Origin of the sequence: Oceaniglobus roseus (assembly GCF_002869745.1) — a bacterium.
Lineage (GTDB): Bacteria > Pseudomonadota > Alphaproteobacteria > Rhodobacterales > Rhodobacteraceae > Oceaniglobus > Oceaniglobus roseus.
In genome coordinates, this window is record NZ_PNOS01000021.1 from 19365 (window position 1) to 33804 (window position 14440).

General features: G+C 69.8%; 13 protein-coding genes. 4 read left to right on the top strand and 9 right to left on the bottom strand.

What is annotated here, in order from left to right; translation table 11 throughout:
- The first annotated feature begins 26 nt into the window (after window positions 1–26).
- Window positions 27–2201, top strand: a complete 2175-nt coding sequence (locus A7B20_RS11720) for an RNA degradosome polyphosphate kinase (protein ID WP_102108771.1) — start codon at window positions 27–29, stop codon at window positions 2199–2201.
- Window positions 2202–2271: 70 nt separating this feature from the next.
- Window positions 2272–3264, top strand: coding sequence for a zinc-dependent alcohol dehydrogenase family protein (locus A7B20_RS11725; RefSeq protein ID WP_102108772.1), 993 nt, complete (start codon window positions 2272–2274; stop codon window positions 3262–3264).
- Between the two features lie 3 nt (window positions 3265–3267).
- Here the strand turns inward: A7B20_RS11725 and A7B20_RS11730 are convergent, their stop codons facing one another.
- Window positions 3268–3819, bottom strand: a complete 552-nt coding sequence (locus A7B20_RS11730) for a pyridoxamine 5'-phosphate oxidase family protein (protein ID WP_102108820.1) — start codon at window positions 3817–3819, stop codon at window positions 3268–3270.
- A gap of 157 nt (window positions 3820–3976) precedes the next feature.
- Here A7B20_RS11730 and A7B20_RS11735 point away from each other — a divergent pair, with 157 nt between their 5' ends.
- Window positions 3977–5533 carry a Ppx/GppA family phosphatase gene (locus A7B20_RS11735; RefSeq protein ID WP_245866846.1) on the top strand — a complete coding sequence of 519 codons (1557 nt, stop codon included), beginning with the start codon at window positions 3977–3979 and terminating at the stop codon, window positions 5531–5533.
- A gap of 47 nt (window positions 5534–5580) precedes the next feature.
- Here the strand turns inward: A7B20_RS11735 and A7B20_RS11740 are convergent, their stop codons facing one another.
- The 5 genes from A7B20_RS11740 to scpA all read right to left on the bottom strand — a co-directional run bounded on the left by A7B20_RS11740 (window position 5581) and on the right by scpA (window position 10649).
- Window positions 5581–5919, bottom strand: coding sequence for an AAA+ family ATPase (locus A7B20_RS11740; protein ID WP_102108773.1), 339 nt, complete (start codon window positions 5917–5919; stop codon window positions 5581–5583).
- 38 nt (window positions 5920–5957) lie between these two features.
- Window positions 5958–6962, bottom strand: a complete 1005-nt coding sequence (locus tag A7B20_RS11745; RefSeq protein WP_102108774.1) for an endonuclease/exonuclease/phosphatase family protein — start codon at window positions 6960–6962, stop codon at window positions 5958–5960.
- The gene (locus A7B20_RS11750; RefSeq protein WP_102108775.1) at window positions 6963–7652 is read right to left on the bottom strand and encodes a molecular chaperone DjiA; all 690 of its coding nucleotides are present in this window, start codon (window positions 7650–7652) and stop codon (window positions 6963–6965) included. It abuts the gene before it with no gap.
- A gap of 143 nt (window positions 7653–7795) precedes the next feature.
- Complete coding sequence (locus A7B20_RS11755) at window positions 7796–8401, bottom strand: VOC family protein (RefSeq protein ID WP_102108822.1); 606 nt, start codon at window positions 8399–8401, stop codon at window positions 7796–7798.
- Between the two features lie 127 nt (window positions 8402–8528).
- Window positions 8529–10649 (bottom strand): methylmalonyl-CoA mutase, encoded by a 2121-nt coding sequence (gene scpA, locus A7B20_RS11760; protein ID WP_102108776.1) that lies wholly within the window; start codon window positions 10647–10649, stop codon window positions 8529–8531.
- 120 nt (window positions 10650–10769) lie between these two features.
- On the opposite strand from scpA, the gene A7B20_RS11765 reads away from it, so the two are divergent.
- Window positions 10770–11273, top strand: coding sequence for a DUF4174 domain-containing protein (locus tag A7B20_RS11765; protein ID WP_102108777.1), 504 nt, complete (start codon window positions 10770–10772; stop codon window positions 11271–11273).
- A gap of 156 nt (window positions 11274–11429) precedes the next feature.
- On the opposite strand, the gene A7B20_RS11770 is transcribed toward A7B20_RS11765, so the two are convergent.
- The 3 genes from A7B20_RS11770 to A7B20_RS11780 form a co-directional block, all read right to left on the bottom strand.
- The gene (locus A7B20_RS11770) at window positions 11430–11996 is read right to left on the bottom strand and encodes a hypothetical protein (RefSeq protein ID WP_157937669.1); all 567 of its coding nucleotides are present in this window, start codon (window positions 11994–11996) and stop codon (window positions 11430–11432) included.
- Window positions 11974–13974 (bottom strand): acetyl-CoA carboxylase biotin carboxylase subunit, encoded by a 2001-nt coding sequence (locus A7B20_RS11775; RefSeq protein ID WP_102108779.1) that lies wholly within the window; start codon window positions 13972–13974, stop codon window positions 11974–11976. The genes A7B20_RS11770 and A7B20_RS11775 overlap by 23 nt, the downstream gene beginning before the upstream one ends.
- A 135-nt stretch (window positions 13975–14109) precedes the next feature.
- Window positions 14110–14319, bottom strand: coding sequence for a hypothetical protein (locus A7B20_RS11780; protein ID WP_102108780.1), 210 nt, complete (start codon window positions 14317–14319; stop codon window positions 14110–14112).
- Between the last annotated feature and the right edge of the window lie 121 nt (window positions 14320–14440).

Consider the following 14440-nt stretch of genomic DNA (forward strand, 5'->3'; position numbering starts at 1 on the left):
TCATCCGGAGCGCCCAGAAGGCAGCCATGAACCTGACCGATTTCCTCGAAGCGCCCTTCCCCGACCCCGTTCCCCTCGACGGGGAGGACCTGAGCGGCCCCGCACGCTTCTTCAACCGCGAGCTCAGCTGGCTCCAGTTCAACTGGCGCGTCCTGGAAGAGGCGGGCAATCCGCGGGTGCCGCTGCTGGAGCGGCTGCGCTTCCTGTCGATCAGCGCGACCAACCTCGACGAGTTCTACACCGTGCGTGTCGCGGGCCTGCGCGAGCTGGCGCAGGCGGGCAACACCACCCCCGCCGCCGACGGCCGCACCCCGGCCGAGCAGCTGGCGCTGATCAACGTCGACGCCCGCCGCCTGATGGAGCGCCAGCAGGCCGCCTATGTCGAGCTGAAGGCGATGCTGGAGCAGGAGAACATCCACCTGCTGACCCGCCACGGACTCGACAGGGCCGACCGGGAGTTCCTCGAGGAGGTGTTCCTGGACCAGGTGTTCCCGATCCTGTCGCCGCTGGCCATCGACCCGGCGCACCCGTTCCCGTTCATCCCGAACACCGGCTATTCGCTGGCGCTCCAGCTCGAACGCACCGCCGACAAGCGCAAGCTGCGCGCGCTCCTGCCGATCCCGCAGCAGATCGACCGCTTCATCCGCCTCCCCGCCCCGCCGGGCGCGCAACGCTTCCTGCCGCTGGAAGAGCTGCTGCTCCTCAGGATCTCCTCGCTCTATCCGGGCTATGCCGAGAAGGACAGCTGCACCTTCCGCGTCCTGCGCGACAGCGATCTCGAGGTCGAGGACGAGGCCGAGGACCTGGTGCGCGAGTTCGAGGTGGCGCTGAAACGGCGTCGGCGGGGCGAGGTGGTGCGCCTGACGATCTCGGCCGGGGCGCCCGCCGCGCTGCGCCGGATCATCATGGACGAACTGCCCGTGCGCGAGGACGAGGTGGTCGAGATCGACGGCATGATCGGCATGTCGGACCTGAAGGAGCTGGTGCTGGACGAACGCCCCGACCTGCTCTGGCCCTCCTTCACGCCACGGGTGCCCGAGCGGGTGCAGGACCACGACGGCGACATGTTCGCGGCGATCCGCCAGAAGGACATGCTGCTGCACCACCCCTACGAGACCTTCGACATGGTGATCCGCTTCCTCGCGCAGGCGGCGAACGATCCCGATGTCGTCGCGATCAAGCAGACCCTCTATCGCACCTCGCGCAACTCGCCCATCGTGCAGGCGCTGTGCGACGCGGCCGAGCAGGGCAAGTCGGTCACCGCGCTGGTGGAGCTGAAGGCCCGCTTCGACGAGGCCGCCAACATCGCCCAGTCGCGGCGGCTGGAGCGGGCGGGCGCCCATGTCGTCTACGGCTTCCTGAACTACAAGACCCATGCCAAGATCTCGACCGTGGTGCGGCGCGAGGGCTCGAAGCTCGTCACCTATACCCACTACGGCACCGGCAACTATCACCCGATCACCGCCCGCATCTACACCGACCTGTCGCTGTTCACCTGCGACCCCGCCCTCGGGCGCGACGCGACGCGGGTGTTCAACTATCTCTCGGGCTATGCCCAGCCCGACACGCTGGAAAACCTCGCGATCTCGCCCCTGACGCTGAAGTCTTCGCTGATCGAGCGCATCGGCCAGGAGGCGGAGCACGCCAGGAACGGCAAGCCCGCGGCGATCTGGGCGAAGATGAACTCGCTGGTGGACGCCGACGTGATCGACGCGCTCTATGCCGCGTCGCAGGCGGGGGTGAAGATCAGCCTCGTGGTGCGCGGCATCTGCGGGCTGCGTCCCGGGGTGAAGGGCCTGTCCGAGAACATCCGCGTCAAGTCCATCGTCGGCCGGTTCCTCGAACACTCGCGCATCGTCTGCTTCGGCAACGGCCATGCGCTGCCCTCGAAGAAGGCGCGGGTCTTCATCTCGTCCGCCGACTGGATGGGACGGAACCTGGTGCGCCGGGTCGAGACGCTGGTGGAATGCACCAATCCCACCGTGAAGGCGCAGATCGTGAGCCAGATCATGGCGGCGAACATGGCCGACACGGCGCAGAGCTGGCTGATCGCCGCCGACGGCACCGCCGCCCGCCTTCCCTTCGAGGGCGAGGGCACGCCGTTCAGCTGCCACCGCTTCTTCATGGAGAACCCCTCGCTCTCGGGCCGCGGCTCGGCCGGGGCGAGCGACGTGCCGGCCCTGACCCACTCCGAGGACTGAACCGGCATCCCCCGACCTTGACCCCGCCCGCCCGGACCGGGATGCTCGGATGCAAACGGGGGAGAGGGCGATGAAGGCCGTCAGGCTGTTCGGCACCGGGAATCTCGGGTGCGTGGAGGTGGAGCCGCCCGTTCCGGGGCCAGGCGAGGTGCTGGTCAGGGTCGAGGCCGCGGGCATCTGCGGCACCGACCGTCACCTTTTCAGGGGAGAGTTTCCCTGCACCCCGCCCGTCACCCTCGGCCACGAGTTCTGCGGCACCGTCACCGCGCTCGGCCCCGGCGCGGGCGGCATCGCGGTCGGCGACCGGATCACCTGCGACCCGAACATCGCCTGCGGCACCTGCGAACAGTGCGCCCGGGGGCGCGTCAACCTGTGCGAGCGCCTCGTCGCCATCGGCATCCACCGCGACGGCGGTTTCGCCGAGCGGGTGGCGATCCCCGCCCACCGCGCCTTCGTCCTGCCCGCGGACCTCGATCCCACTCACGGCGCCATGGCCGAACCGCTGGCCTGCTGCCTGCACGGCATCGACCGCGGCGCGCCCCGGGCGGGCGAGAGGGTGCTGGTGATGGGTGGCGGGGTGATCGGTCTTCTGTGCCAGCAACTCGCCCGGCTTGCGGGCGCCGACGTCACCGTGCTTACCCGCAGCGCCGAGAAGCAGACGCTGGCGGAGGCCCTCGGCGGCAGGGTCGCCGGAACGCCCGAGGCGGCGCTGGCGGCCGCGCCGAAGGGTTATGACCTGGTGCTGGAATGCGCGGGCGTGCCCGACACCGTCGCCGCCGCGCCGGCGCTGACCCGGAACGGCGGGCGGATCGTGATCCTCGGCGTGCTGCCGCAGGGCGCGAGGGTGCAACTCGAACCCTTCGACCTCCTGTTCCGCGAGATCGACGTGATGACGAGCTTCCTGAACCCCTTCACCCAGGGCCGGGCCGCCGCGCTGATCGCCTCGGGCCGCCTCAACCTCGCGCCGCTGGTCAGCCGGACGATCACGCTGGAGGACGCCCCGGCCGCCATCACGAACCCGCCCGCGCGCGGCGAGATCCGCACGATGATCGTCCCCGCCTGACCCTCAGGCCGCCGGGAACCCGGTGTCGAGCCCGTCGATGCTCCGGCCGTTCTTCTCGGCCCAGTAGGCGCGCAGGCCCTCCTCGCCCTTGTTCTCGTGCCAGTTCTCCAGCGACGGCCGCTCGCCTGCGTATTCGAACAGCGGCACGCCGTAGCCGCAGGAGGTCTGCACCAGGTCGATGTCGAGCCGCACGATCTGCCGCGTGCCCAGCGGCGCCTCGCCGTAATGCGCCGTGATCATCGCGTCGAAGGCATCGGTCCCGACGAACAGCGAGGTTCCGCGCCCGTACATGCGCAGGATCAGCGGCGGCCCCTCCACGGCGCAAAGCATCAGCGTCAGCCGCCCGTCCGCCCTCAGGTGCGCCGCCGTCTCCATCCCGCTGCCGGTGCGGTCGAGGTAGATCGCCGTCTTCCCGTCCACGATCCGGAGCGCCGCGCCCTCGCGCGGCGAGATGTTGACCCGCGTGCCGGGCGCCGCGGAGGCGGCGAAGAAGATCTTCTGCTGCGCGATGAAGGCGCGATGCGCCTCGGTCAGGGCATCGAATTGCTTGGCCACGGCTTTCTCCTGTCGGACTCTCTGCGCGCCCACCATGGCAAGGATCGCCGCCCGCCGGAAGGCCCCGGCCACCCCCATGCCGACCCGCTGCATTGACCTCGCCCCCCTCCCGAGTCAGTGTCCGGGGTGCAATCCGCGACCGCCAGGGGGAATGTCGATGGACGACGGCATGCAGGAACCGGCCGAGGACTGGGGGCCGTTCGGTCGGCCGCTGTTCAATGACGAGACCCGCCGCGCCCTCAGCCGGGTCGGAGTCGTCGACGTCGGCTCGAACTCCGTCCGCATGGTGGTGTTCGACGGCGCCGCCCGCTCCCCCGCCTATTTCTTCAACGAGAAGGTGATGGCCGGCCTTGGTGCGGGCTTCACCGAAACCGGCAAGCTGAACCCCGAGGGCCGCCGCCGCGCCATGGCCGCGCTGAAACGCTTCCGCCGCCTTGCCGAAGACATGGGCGCCATGCCGCTGACCGTCGTCGCCACCGCGGCGATGCGCGAGGCGGCGGACGGCCCCGCCTTCCGGGCCGAGGTCGAGGCGGAAACCGGCCTCAAGATGTGGGTGGTCGACGGGCGCGAGGAGGCGCGGCTCTCGGCCCAGGGCGTGCTTCTCGGCTGGCCCGGCGCCTACGGCATGGTCTGCGACATCGGCGGATCATCGATGGAGCTGGCCCAGATCGCCGAGGGCCGCGTCGGCAAGCGCTTCACCTCCGCCCTCGGGCCACTGCGCCTGCAGGGCATCGAAGGCGGCAAGAAGGCGGTGAAGGCCGAGATCGCGGACACCATCGACCGCCTCGCCACCGAGATGGGGGTGGACCACAAGCGGATGTTCCTCGTCGGCGGCTCATGGCGCGCCATCGGGCGGCTCGACATGGAGCGGCGGAAGTACCCGCTGCACGTCCAGCACGAATACCGCATGACCCCGCAGGGCATCGCCGACACGCTGAAGTACATCGAGGAAACGCCGCTCGACTCCCTACGCGCCATGACCGGCATCGGCGAGGCGCGGATGTCCCTCGTCCCCCTCGCCGCCATGGTGCTGAAGCAGATGGTGCGCCGCTTCAAGCCGCGCGACATCGCCATCTCCAGCTACGGCATCCGCGAGGGAATGCTCTACGAACAGATGCCCCGCGCCCTTCGTGAACGCGACCCGCTGATCGAGGCCTGCCGCTTCGCCGAGCAGAAGGACGCCCGTTTCCCGGGCTTCGGCCGCTCGCTCTACAAGTTCCTGCTGCCGCTGTTCAAGTCCGAGCCGGAAAGCCGTCTCCGGATCATCCGCGCCGCCTGCCTGCTGCACGACGTCAGCTGGCGCGCCCACCCCGACTACCGCCACGAGGCCTGCTTCGACAACGCCACCCGCGCCAACCTCGGCGGCCTCACCCATTCCGAGCGGGTGTTCCTCGGCCTCGCGCTGCTCCACCGCTACAAGTCCTCGCGCAGCGGCTCGCGCTTCGAGCCGATGATCGAGCTGCTGGACCCGAAGGAGATCGCACAGGCCGAGGTCCTGGGGCGCGCCATGCGCTTCGGCGCCATGTTCTCGGCCGATCAGCCCGGCTCGCTCGGGGAACTGCGCTGGTTCCCGAAGAAGAAGGTGCTGGAACTCTGGCTGAACGACCACGCCCACGACCTGTTCGGCGAAGTCGCCCGCGCCCGGTTCAACAGCCTCGTCAGCGCGCTCGGCGCCCAGAGCGAGATCAAGCGCCAGCGCTTCCGCGCCGCCTGAGAGCGGGCTGAGACTGGCCTGAGCCTGGCCTCGGATTGGCCCGAGCCTCAGAGGTCGATCTCGGGGTTCTCGTCCGGGCTGACGGTGACCTTCGGTTCCTTCCGCCGCAGCAGGATGTCGCCGTTCTCCAGCACCTCGGGCGCCTCGTAGTTGCTGAGATCGCCGATCGAGACGCCGTTCCACTCGAGGTCGCGAAGCTGCTGCGCCAGCTCGCGCATCGACGGTCCGAACTCCTCCATCAGCCCCCGAAGGAAGGTCTTCGCCCCCTCGCCCAGCAGGTCCAGCCCCTCGCCCATGCCGCCCTGGGGCGCATCGTCCTGCGCCGGGGCGGCCAGGGGGGACAGCGCCAGCAGCGCGGCGAGAAGAGGGATCGAAAGGCGTTTCATCGCCCGGAGGCTAGCACCCGGCCCGACGAGTCGGAAGCTCATATGTCGATGTCGAGCGTCACGGGGAAGTGATCCGAAGCGGTCAGCAACGCCTCGCGCAGGGCGCTGTCGCGGAAACAGGCCGCGTCCTCGAACGGGTGCCAGATCCGCCAGCGCGGATCGTGCGCCATGAGGTCCGGCGAGACCATGACGTAATCGAGCAGCGCCTGCAGCCACCGCTCCTCCTCGCGGATCCAGAAGCGCGCCGAGGTCGGCGCCGCCCCGCCGCGCCGCGCGAGGATCGCATGGGCGTGCGGATCGAACAGCCGCGCCGCGCCGTTCTCCCCCAGCACGATCTCGACCCCTGAGCGGCCGAACAGCTTCTCGTATTCGTCAAGCCCGGGACCGTCGTTGAAATCCCCGAGCACGATCAGCGGCTCGCCCGCCGCCAGGTGCCGGTCCACCCGCGCGCGAAGCCAGATGCACTGCGCCAGCCCCTTCCTGCGGTTGGCGATCGCGTCGCGCAGCGCCGCCTCGGGGGTCGGGGCGTCGCGGGGCGCCTTGCTCTTGGCATGGACCCCGATCAGCCGCAGCTCCTTCCCCGCCGCAGAGCGCAGCGCCACCTCCAGCGGCGGCTTCGACCAGACCACCGCCTCGGGCCGAGCATCGGTGTCGAGGTCCAGCAGGAAGCTCGTGTCGAACCGCGGCACGTCGGGCGCGGCCTGCGGATCGTGCCGCGCCTCCAGCACGTCGGGATCGTACATCAGCGCGATCTCCTGCTGGGTGTCGTTCGGGAAGCCGATCAGCGCCTTCCTCGCCCGGAGGCGGAAGCGCGCCGCGAACCGCTCCAGCGCCCGGACGGTCGAGCGGCGCCGCCCGTGGTCCGGCGCCTCGATCACCATCACCGCGTCGGCGTCGAGCGTGGCGAAGACCACGCCCAGCGCCATCGCCTGCGCCCGCCGGGTCACGTTCCAGCGCGCCGACCAAGCGTTGTCCTCGATCAGCCGGTCATGCCGGTCGAACAGGCTGTCGAACCACTCGACGTTGTAGGTCGCGATCCGCACTCAGCCGGGGTGTCCGCTGCTGATCTCCTCCCAGGCGCGGTTGACCGCGATCAGCCGCTTCTCGGCCAGGCGCACCGCCTCCTCCGGCACGCCGCGGGCCAGCATCCGGTCCGGGTGGCTCTCGCGCACCAGCTGCCGCCAGGCCGCCTTCACCTCGTCGAGCGGCGCATCGGGCGCAACCCCCAGCACGTCCCAGGGATCGGGCCGCGCATCCGGGACGAAACGCGCCCGGACGGCGCGGAACTCCCGCTCGCCCAGCCCGAAGATCCCCGCCACCCGCTGCAGGAACTCGTCCTCGGCCGGGTGATAGCGGCCATCGGCCACGGCGATGTGGAACAGCCCCTCGATCAGGTCTGTCAGCGCCGCCCGCCCCGCGGGATCGCGGAACATCCGGCTGATCCGGCGCGCGTATTCCTCGAACCCTGCCACGTCCTGCCGGGCCAGGTTGAACACCCGCGCGGCGTTCGCCTCCTCCGCCTCGGGGATGTGGAACACCTCGCGGAAGGCCGTCACCTCGCTGCGCGTCACGGTGCCGTCGGCCTTGGCCATCTTCGCGCCGAGCGCGATCACCGCGATGGTGAAGACCACCGAGCGTTCGGGGGGCGCCCGCAGCCTCTCGAACACGGAACTGAGGCCCTCGCCGCTGGCAAGGGCCGAAACCGCGTCCGCTATCCTGCGCCAGATCGACATGGCCGCCACCCTATCCCGCCCGTCCCCGGCTGTCAGGAGAAAACCGTGCCATGACAACAATCTGTGCGAAGAGTCGCAGCCCGCCGGACCGGCCCGCCCCCGGCCCGGCACGACCATGCCGCCCGAGGCCCCGGCCACCCGCCTCAGTCCAGCACGACGCGCCCCTTCGGCGTGGCGAACCGCGCGCGAAGCCCCGCCGGTCCGTCGGTGAAGGACACGCCCGCCACATCCCCGAAGACCTCCGCCAGGGCGGAGGCCCGCGGATGGCGCACCTCCAGCCCTTCCAGCCGACAGCCCGCCTCGGGCAGCCGGGCCGCGGGATGGGCGGCGCCCTCCCACTGGATCAGCGCGGGAGCAAGGTCGTCGAAGGGCAGCACGCCGCGCGCTGGCACCGCCATGCGCCAGGCCAGGTCGCCCCGCCTCAGCGCCATGATCTCCCCGGTCCCTCGGGGGGCCCGCGCCAGCCCCGCCGCGAGGTCGTCGCAGCGCAGGATCCAGTTCGTCAGCCGCGGCGGGCCCTCGAACCGGTCGAGGTCGAACCACCGCGGCCGCCCGGGATCCCGCCCGGCGGGATCGACGGCGATCACTTCCAGGTAAAGCCCCGGCCCCAGCGACAGCAGCCGGTTGTGCGTGCCCATCGCCTCGTGCACCCCGCCCGGCGCGAGCGTCACGCCGAGGGCCGCCTCCACGAAGGCCACCCCATCCGCCAGGCTCGCCGCCGACACCGCCAGGTGATCCAGTTCGAACATCCGCATCCTCTCTCCGCTCCGCCGGTCCGGAAGGCACGACAAGTCCCCCCGCCCCCCATCTTTGCTTTCCAAATATCCTCGGGGGGAATTGCCGAAGGCAAGGGGGGCGGAAGCCCCCTGCGGCGCTTCAGCCCCGCGCCGCCCGGATCAGGTCCAGAACCTCGCGCGCCGCCGCGGGGATGTTGGTGCCGGGCCCGAAGATCGCCTTAACCCCCGCCTCCTTCAGGAAGGCATAGTCCTGCTGCGGGATCACCCCGCCGCAGACGACCAGGATCTCGCCTGCCCCCGCCGCCTCCAGCGCCTGCACCAGCTTCGGCGCCAGCGTCCGGTGCCCCGCCGCCTGGGACGAGATGCCGATCACGTGCACGTCGTTGTCCACAGCGTCCTGCGCCGCCTCTTCAGGCGTCTGGAACAGCGGCCCCACGTCGACGTCGAAGCCGATGTCGGCGAAGGCGGTGGCGATCACCTTCGCCCCCCGGTCGTGGCCGTCCTGGCCCATCTTGACGACCAGCATCCGCGGCCGCCGTCCCTCTTCCTCGGCGAAGGCTTCCACGTCCTTCTGGATCGCCGCGAATCCCTCGTCGCCCTCGTAGGCCGAGCCGTAGACGCCTGCCAATGTCTTCACCTCCGCCCGGTGCCGCCCAAAAGCCCGCTCCATCGCCTCCGAGATCTCGCCGACCGTCGCCCGCGCCCGCGCGGCCTCCACCGCCAGCGCCAGCAGGTTGCCGGTGCCCGACCGCGCGCCCTCCTCCAGCGCCTTCAGCGCCGCGTCGCAGGCGGCGGCGTCGCGGGTCGCGCGGATCTTCTCCAGCCGCGCCACCTGGGAGGCCCGCACGCCCGCGTTGTCGATCACGCGGACGTCGAGGTCGTCCTCCTTCTCCAGCCGGAACCGGTTCACGCCGACGATCACCTCGTCGCCGCGGTCGATCGCCGCCTGCTTGCGCGCCGCCGCCTCCTCGATCCGGAGCTTCGGCATGCCCGAGGCCACCGCCTTCGTCATCCCGCCCATCTCGTCCACCTCCGCGATCAGCTTCTCGGCCTCGGCGATCAGGTCCGCCGTCAGCTTCTCGACGTAATACGAGCCTGCCAGCGGATCGACGACCTTGGTCACCCCCGTCTCGTGCTGCAGGATCAGCTGCGTGTTCCGGGCAATCCGGGCCGAGAAATCCGTCGGCAGGGCAATGGCTTCGTCGAAGGAGTTCGTGTGCAGCGACTGGGTACCGCCCAATACCGCGCTCATCGCCTCGTAGGCCGTGCGCACGATGTTGTTGTAGGGATCCTGTTCGGCGAGGCTCACCCCCGACGTCTGGCAATGGGTGCGCAGCACCGACGAGCCCGGCTTCTTCGGCGAAAACTCCTGCATGATCTTGTGCCACAGGAACCGTGCCGCACGAAGCTTCGCCGCCTCCATGAAGAAGTTCATGCCGATGGCGAAGAAGAACGACAGCCGCCCGGCGAAGTCGTCCACGTCCATGCCGCGCTCCACCGCCGCCTTCACGTATTCCTTGCCGTCTGCGAGGGTGAAGGCCAGCTCCTGCACGAGGTTCGCGCCGGCCTCCTGCATGTGGTAGCCCGAGATCGAGATCGAGTTGAACCGCGGCATCTCCTTCGCGGTGAATTCAATGATGTCGGCGACGATCCGCATGCTCGGCTCGGGCGGATAGATATAGGTGTTCCGGACCATGAACTCCTTCAGGATGTCGTTCTGGATCGTCCCCGACAGGGCCGAGCGGTCCACCCCCTGCTCCTCACCGGCGACGATGAAGGAGGCCAGCACCGGGATCACCGCGCCGTTCATGGTCATCGACACGGAGATTTCACCCAGCGGGATGCCGTCGAACAGGATCTTCATGTCCTCGACCGAGTCGATGGCGACCCCCGCCTTGCCCACGTCCCCTTCGACCCGGGGGTGATCGCTGTCGTAGCCGCGGTGCGTCGCCAGATCGAAGGCGACGGAAACCCCCTGCTGCCCCGCGGCGAGGTTCCGGCGGTAGAAGGCGTTGCTCTCCTCGGCGGTGGAGAAGCCTGCATACTGGCGGATCGTCCAGGGCCGCCCGGCATACATCGTCGCCTTCGGACCGCGGGTGTAGGGCGGCAGGCCGGGCATGGAGCCGGTGTGCGCGAGCCCTTCCAGCGCCTCGGGGCCGTGGACCGGCGCCACGGCGATGCCTTCCGCCGTGTGCCAGGTCAGATCCTCCAGCGGCCGCCCCCTGAGCTCCTTCTCCGCCGTCTTCTTCCAGTCGCTCATGCCACTCCCCTTTTCTCGCCGAAGGTCGCCGCGGCGCGGGAACGCAGGCGCGCCCCGCTGCCGCAGAACCCTGTGTTTTCGTGTCCGTCCGTCCTATATTCTCCGCGAAGAGGAGAGACGATGCGCCCGAAGCTGTTCCCCATGGTCCTTGCGGCCCTCGCCGCCCTGCCCGGCCTTCCCGCCGTCGCCCAGACCGTGCCCGCGTCCCAGACCCAGGAGAGTGCCGTGGAGGATCCCGTCGCCCGCTGGCAAGCCGACCCGACCACCGAGTTCAGCGGCGCCGAGGTCGACCTTGCCGCCTTCCAGTGGGTCGCCCGACCGGTGATCGTCTTCGCCAATTCCGACGCCGACCCGGCCTTCCAGGACCAGATGACGCTGCTGCGCGCCCGCCCCGAGGCGCTGGTCGAGCGCGATATCGTCGTCATAACCGACACCGATCCGGCCAACCCGTCCGAGGTGCGCAGGAAGCTGCGTCCGCGCGGCTTCATGCTGGCGCTGCTCGGCAAGGACGGCGATATCAAGCTCAGGAAACCGCTGCCCTGGGACGTGCGCGAGCTGACGCGGGTGATCGACAAGATGCCCATGCGCCAACGCGAGATGAACCAGCGTCCGTTGCACGACTGAGCGCGGCCGCGCTTGATTCCGCGCCCCCGCGCGCCTATCTTCAGGGCACGCAAGGAAGGGGTTTTCCATGTCCGACACGCGCCAGAAACCCGTCCCGATCGCCGGTCAGACAGGCCCGCGCCCGGGATACTGATCTGGATACCGAACCGCGACAGGTCAGCCATCGGCCGGCCCCAGCGACGCCTCTATGCTCTCCACCGCCGCACGGCCCAGCTTCAGGGCCTGGATCTTCATGCTGATGTAGTCGGCATAGATCGCCTCCCGCCGCTCCGCAGACAGGGCCCGGAACGCCTCCGAGCGCAGGTCGCCGATGATCGCCTCGATGGCGAACAGCTGCGAATAGTACCGCACGACCGGCCGGATCACCGGTTCTGGCAGGATGTGGATGTCCGGCAGGATTGCGCGGAACACGGTGTCGTTGCGCTCGGTCGGGACCAGCGGCACGAAGCCTTCGTCGGCGCGCATCCGGTCCACCGTGCGGCTCAGGTGATCCGTCAGGTCGAACAGCTCCAGCGCGTCCATGTAGGGCAGGATTTCCGCCGCCAGCGCGCTTTGGACGTCGCGCATCCGCTCGCGCCTCAGCCGCGACTCCCGCGCCCGCTCCCGCTGGCTGTTGACGAACCAGCCGCCGACGCTGACCGCGGCCCCGATGAAGGCCGCGATGATGGCAGGCCCGATCCAGCCCTGCCCGCCCACGGGCTCACTCGAATTCCATGATGACATCGTCGACCGCCAGGTTGTCGCCCTCCGCCGCGTTGATCTTGCTGACGCGGCCCTTCCGCTCGGCCCTGAGGATGTTCTCCATCTTCATCGCCTCGACGGTGCAAAGCGCCTGCCCCTCCTGCACCTCGTCGCCCTCGGCCACGTTGACCTTCACGATCAGCCCCGGCATCGGGCAGAGCAGCAGCTTCGACGTGTCCGCCTCGGCCTTCACCGGCATCAGCGCGGCCAGCTCGGCCTGGCGCGGGCTCATCACCCGCACATCCAGGTCGGCGCCGCGCGTCCGCAGCCGGAATCCCCCGGTGATCTTGCCGACCTTCATCACCAGCGGCGTCCCGTCCACGTCGAGCCGCGCCAGCTGGTCCCCCGGCGTCCAGTCCGAGGCGACGCGATGCTCGGCCCCGTCGGCAAAGGCGATCGTCGCCCCCGCCCGGTCCGCCTTCACCGTCACCGGGAACTGCACGCCCTGAAGGTCCACCACCCAGTCGCTGCCCACCTTCCGCTCGTGGTTGTCGAGCCGCCCCGAGACCCGCGTGCGCCGGATCTCGGCCACCCGGTACATCGCCGCCGCCGCCGCCGCGACGCGCCGCAGCTGGGCCTCCGGCAACTCGACCCCGTTGAACCCCTCCGGGTACTCCTCGGCGATGAAGGCCGTGGTGATGTCGCCCGAGGTGAACTTCGGATGGTCCATCACCGCCGACAGGAACGGCAGGTTGTGCCCGATCCCCTCGACCTCGAAACTGTCCAGCGCCACGCGCATCGCCTCGATGGCCGCCGCCCGGTCCGGCCCCCAGGTGCAGAGCTTGGCGATCATCGGGTCGTAGTACATCGAGATCTCGCCGCCCTCGAACACGCCCGTGTCGTTCCGGACCGCATGATCCGCCTCCGCCACCTCCTCCGGGGGCCGATACCGCGTCAGCCGTCCGATGGAGGGCAGGAACCCGCGGTACGGATCCTCGGCATAGAGCCTGCTCTCCATCGCCCAGCCGTTGATCCCGATGTCGCCTTGCGTGATCGACAGCGTCTCGCCGTTCGCCACCCGGATCATCTGCTCGACCAGGTCGATGCCGGTGATCAGTTCCGTCACCGGATGCTCAACCTGAAGCCGCGTGTTCATCTCCAGAAAGTAGAAGTTGCGCTCCCCGTCGACAATGAACTCCACCGTCCCGGCCGAGGTGTATCCCACGGCGGAGGCCAGCGCGCAGGCCTGCTCTCCCATCGCCTTGCGCGTCGCCTCGTCGAGGAACGGCGACGGCGCCTCCTCGATCACCTTCTGGTTCCGCCGCTGGATCGAGCACTCCCGCTCGTTCAGGTAGACCGTGTTGCCATGGGCATCGGCCAGCACCTGGATCTCGATGTGCCGGGGCTGGGTCACGAACTTCTCGATGAAGATCCGGTCGTCGCCGAAACTGCTCGCCGCCTCGTTCTTCGAGGACTGGAAGCCGTCGCGCACCTCGTCTTCCTTCCAGGCGATGCGCATCCCCTTGCCGCCGCCCCCGGCGCTGGCCTTGATCATCACCGGATAGCCGATCTCGCCCGAGATCCGCACCGCCTCGTCCGCGTCCGCGATCAGCCCCATGTAGCCGGGCACGGTCGACACCCCGGCCTCCGCCGCCAGCCTCTTCGAGGTGATCTTGTCGCCCATCGCCTCGATCGCCTTCGCGGGCGGCCCGATGAACGCAACGTCAGCCTCCGCCAGCGCCTCGGCGAACTTCGGGTTCTCCGACAGGAACCCGTATCCCGGATGCACCGCCTCGGCCCCCGTCTCGCGGATCGCCGCCATGATCCTGTCGATCACGATGTAGGACCGGTTGGCGGGCGCCGGGCCGATGTGCACCGCCTCGTCCGCCATCCGCACGTGCAGCGCGTTGCGGTCGGCGTCGGAATAGACGGCCACCGTGGCGATCCCCATGCGCCGCGCGGTCTTGATGACCCGGCAGGCGATCTCGCCCCGGTTGGCGATCAGGATCTTCTTGAACATCGGCAGGTCCTTTCCGGCGCCCTTTCGCGGGCGCTCTCGACGGGGGGGCGGAAACGAAGAACGCCACCCGGGCACGCGGCCCGGATGGCGTTCGAAACGACTGCGGTCCGCGGCGCGATGGCCGCGAGGGTCGCGTCAGCGGGGGCAGAGCTCCGGCACGACATCGTCGCACAGCGCGCCGCCCGCGGCGCCGATGGCGACAGCGGTGCCGACGTTGTTGTTGGTGAGCGCCGCCGCGGCACCCAGACCGGCACCACCGATCGCGGCGCGGTTGAGGTCGGCGTTATTCGTGCAACCGGCAAGACCGAGGGCTGCCGCAAAGGCAAGGAAGGCGAGTTTCTGCATGGGGATGTGCCTGCGTGATTGTTATGGGTCGTCGTGACAGCACATAACGGCGCCGCGGGTTCCCCCGCAACGGCAGAATTCTGCCGCGCCGACCCACCGGCGACTCCTTGCCCAAGCCGCA

Coding starts and splice junctions, on each gene's coding strand:
- A7B20_RS11720 (WP_102108771.1), top strand. CDS start 27: ATGAACCTGACCGATTTCCTCGAAGCGCCCTTCCCCGACCCCGTTCCC.
- A7B20_RS11725 (WP_102108772.1), top strand. CDS start 2,272: ATGAAGGCCGTCAGGCTGTTCGGCACCGGGAATCTCGGGTGCGTGGAG.
- A7B20_RS11735 (WP_245866846.1), top strand. CDS start 3,977: ATGGACGACGGCATGCAGGAACCGGCCGAGGACTGGGGGCCGTTCGGT.
- A7B20_RS11740 (WP_102108773.1), bottom strand. CDS start 5,919: ATGAAACGCCTTTCGATCCCTCTTCTCGCCGCGCTGCTGGCGCTGTCC.
- A7B20_RS11750 (WP_102108775.1), bottom strand. CDS start 7,652: ATGTCGATCTGGCGCAGGATAGCGGACGCGGTTTCGGCCCTTGCCAGC.
- A7B20_RS11755 (WP_102108822.1), bottom strand. CDS start 8,401: ATGTTCGAACTGGATCACCTGGCGGTGTCGGCGGCGAGCCTGGCGGAT.
- scpA (WP_102108776.1), bottom strand. CDS start 10,649: ATGAGCGACTGGAAGAAGACGGCGGAGAAGGAGCTCAGGGGGCGGCCG.
- A7B20_RS11765 (WP_102108777.1), top strand. CDS start 10,770: ATGCGCCCGAAGCTGTTCCCCATGGTCCTTGCGGCCCTCGCCGCCCTG.
- A7B20_RS11770 (WP_157937669.1), bottom strand. CDS start 11,996: ATGTCATCATGGAATTCGAGTGAGCCCGTGGGCGGGCAGGGCTGGATC.
- A7B20_RS11775 (WP_102108779.1), bottom strand. CDS start 13,974: ATGTTCAAGAAGATCCTGATCGCCAACCGGGGCGAGATCGCCTGCCGG.
- A7B20_RS11780 (WP_102108780.1), bottom strand. CDS start 14,319: ATGCAGAAACTCGCCTTCCTTGCCTTTGCGGCAGCCCTCGGTCTTGCC.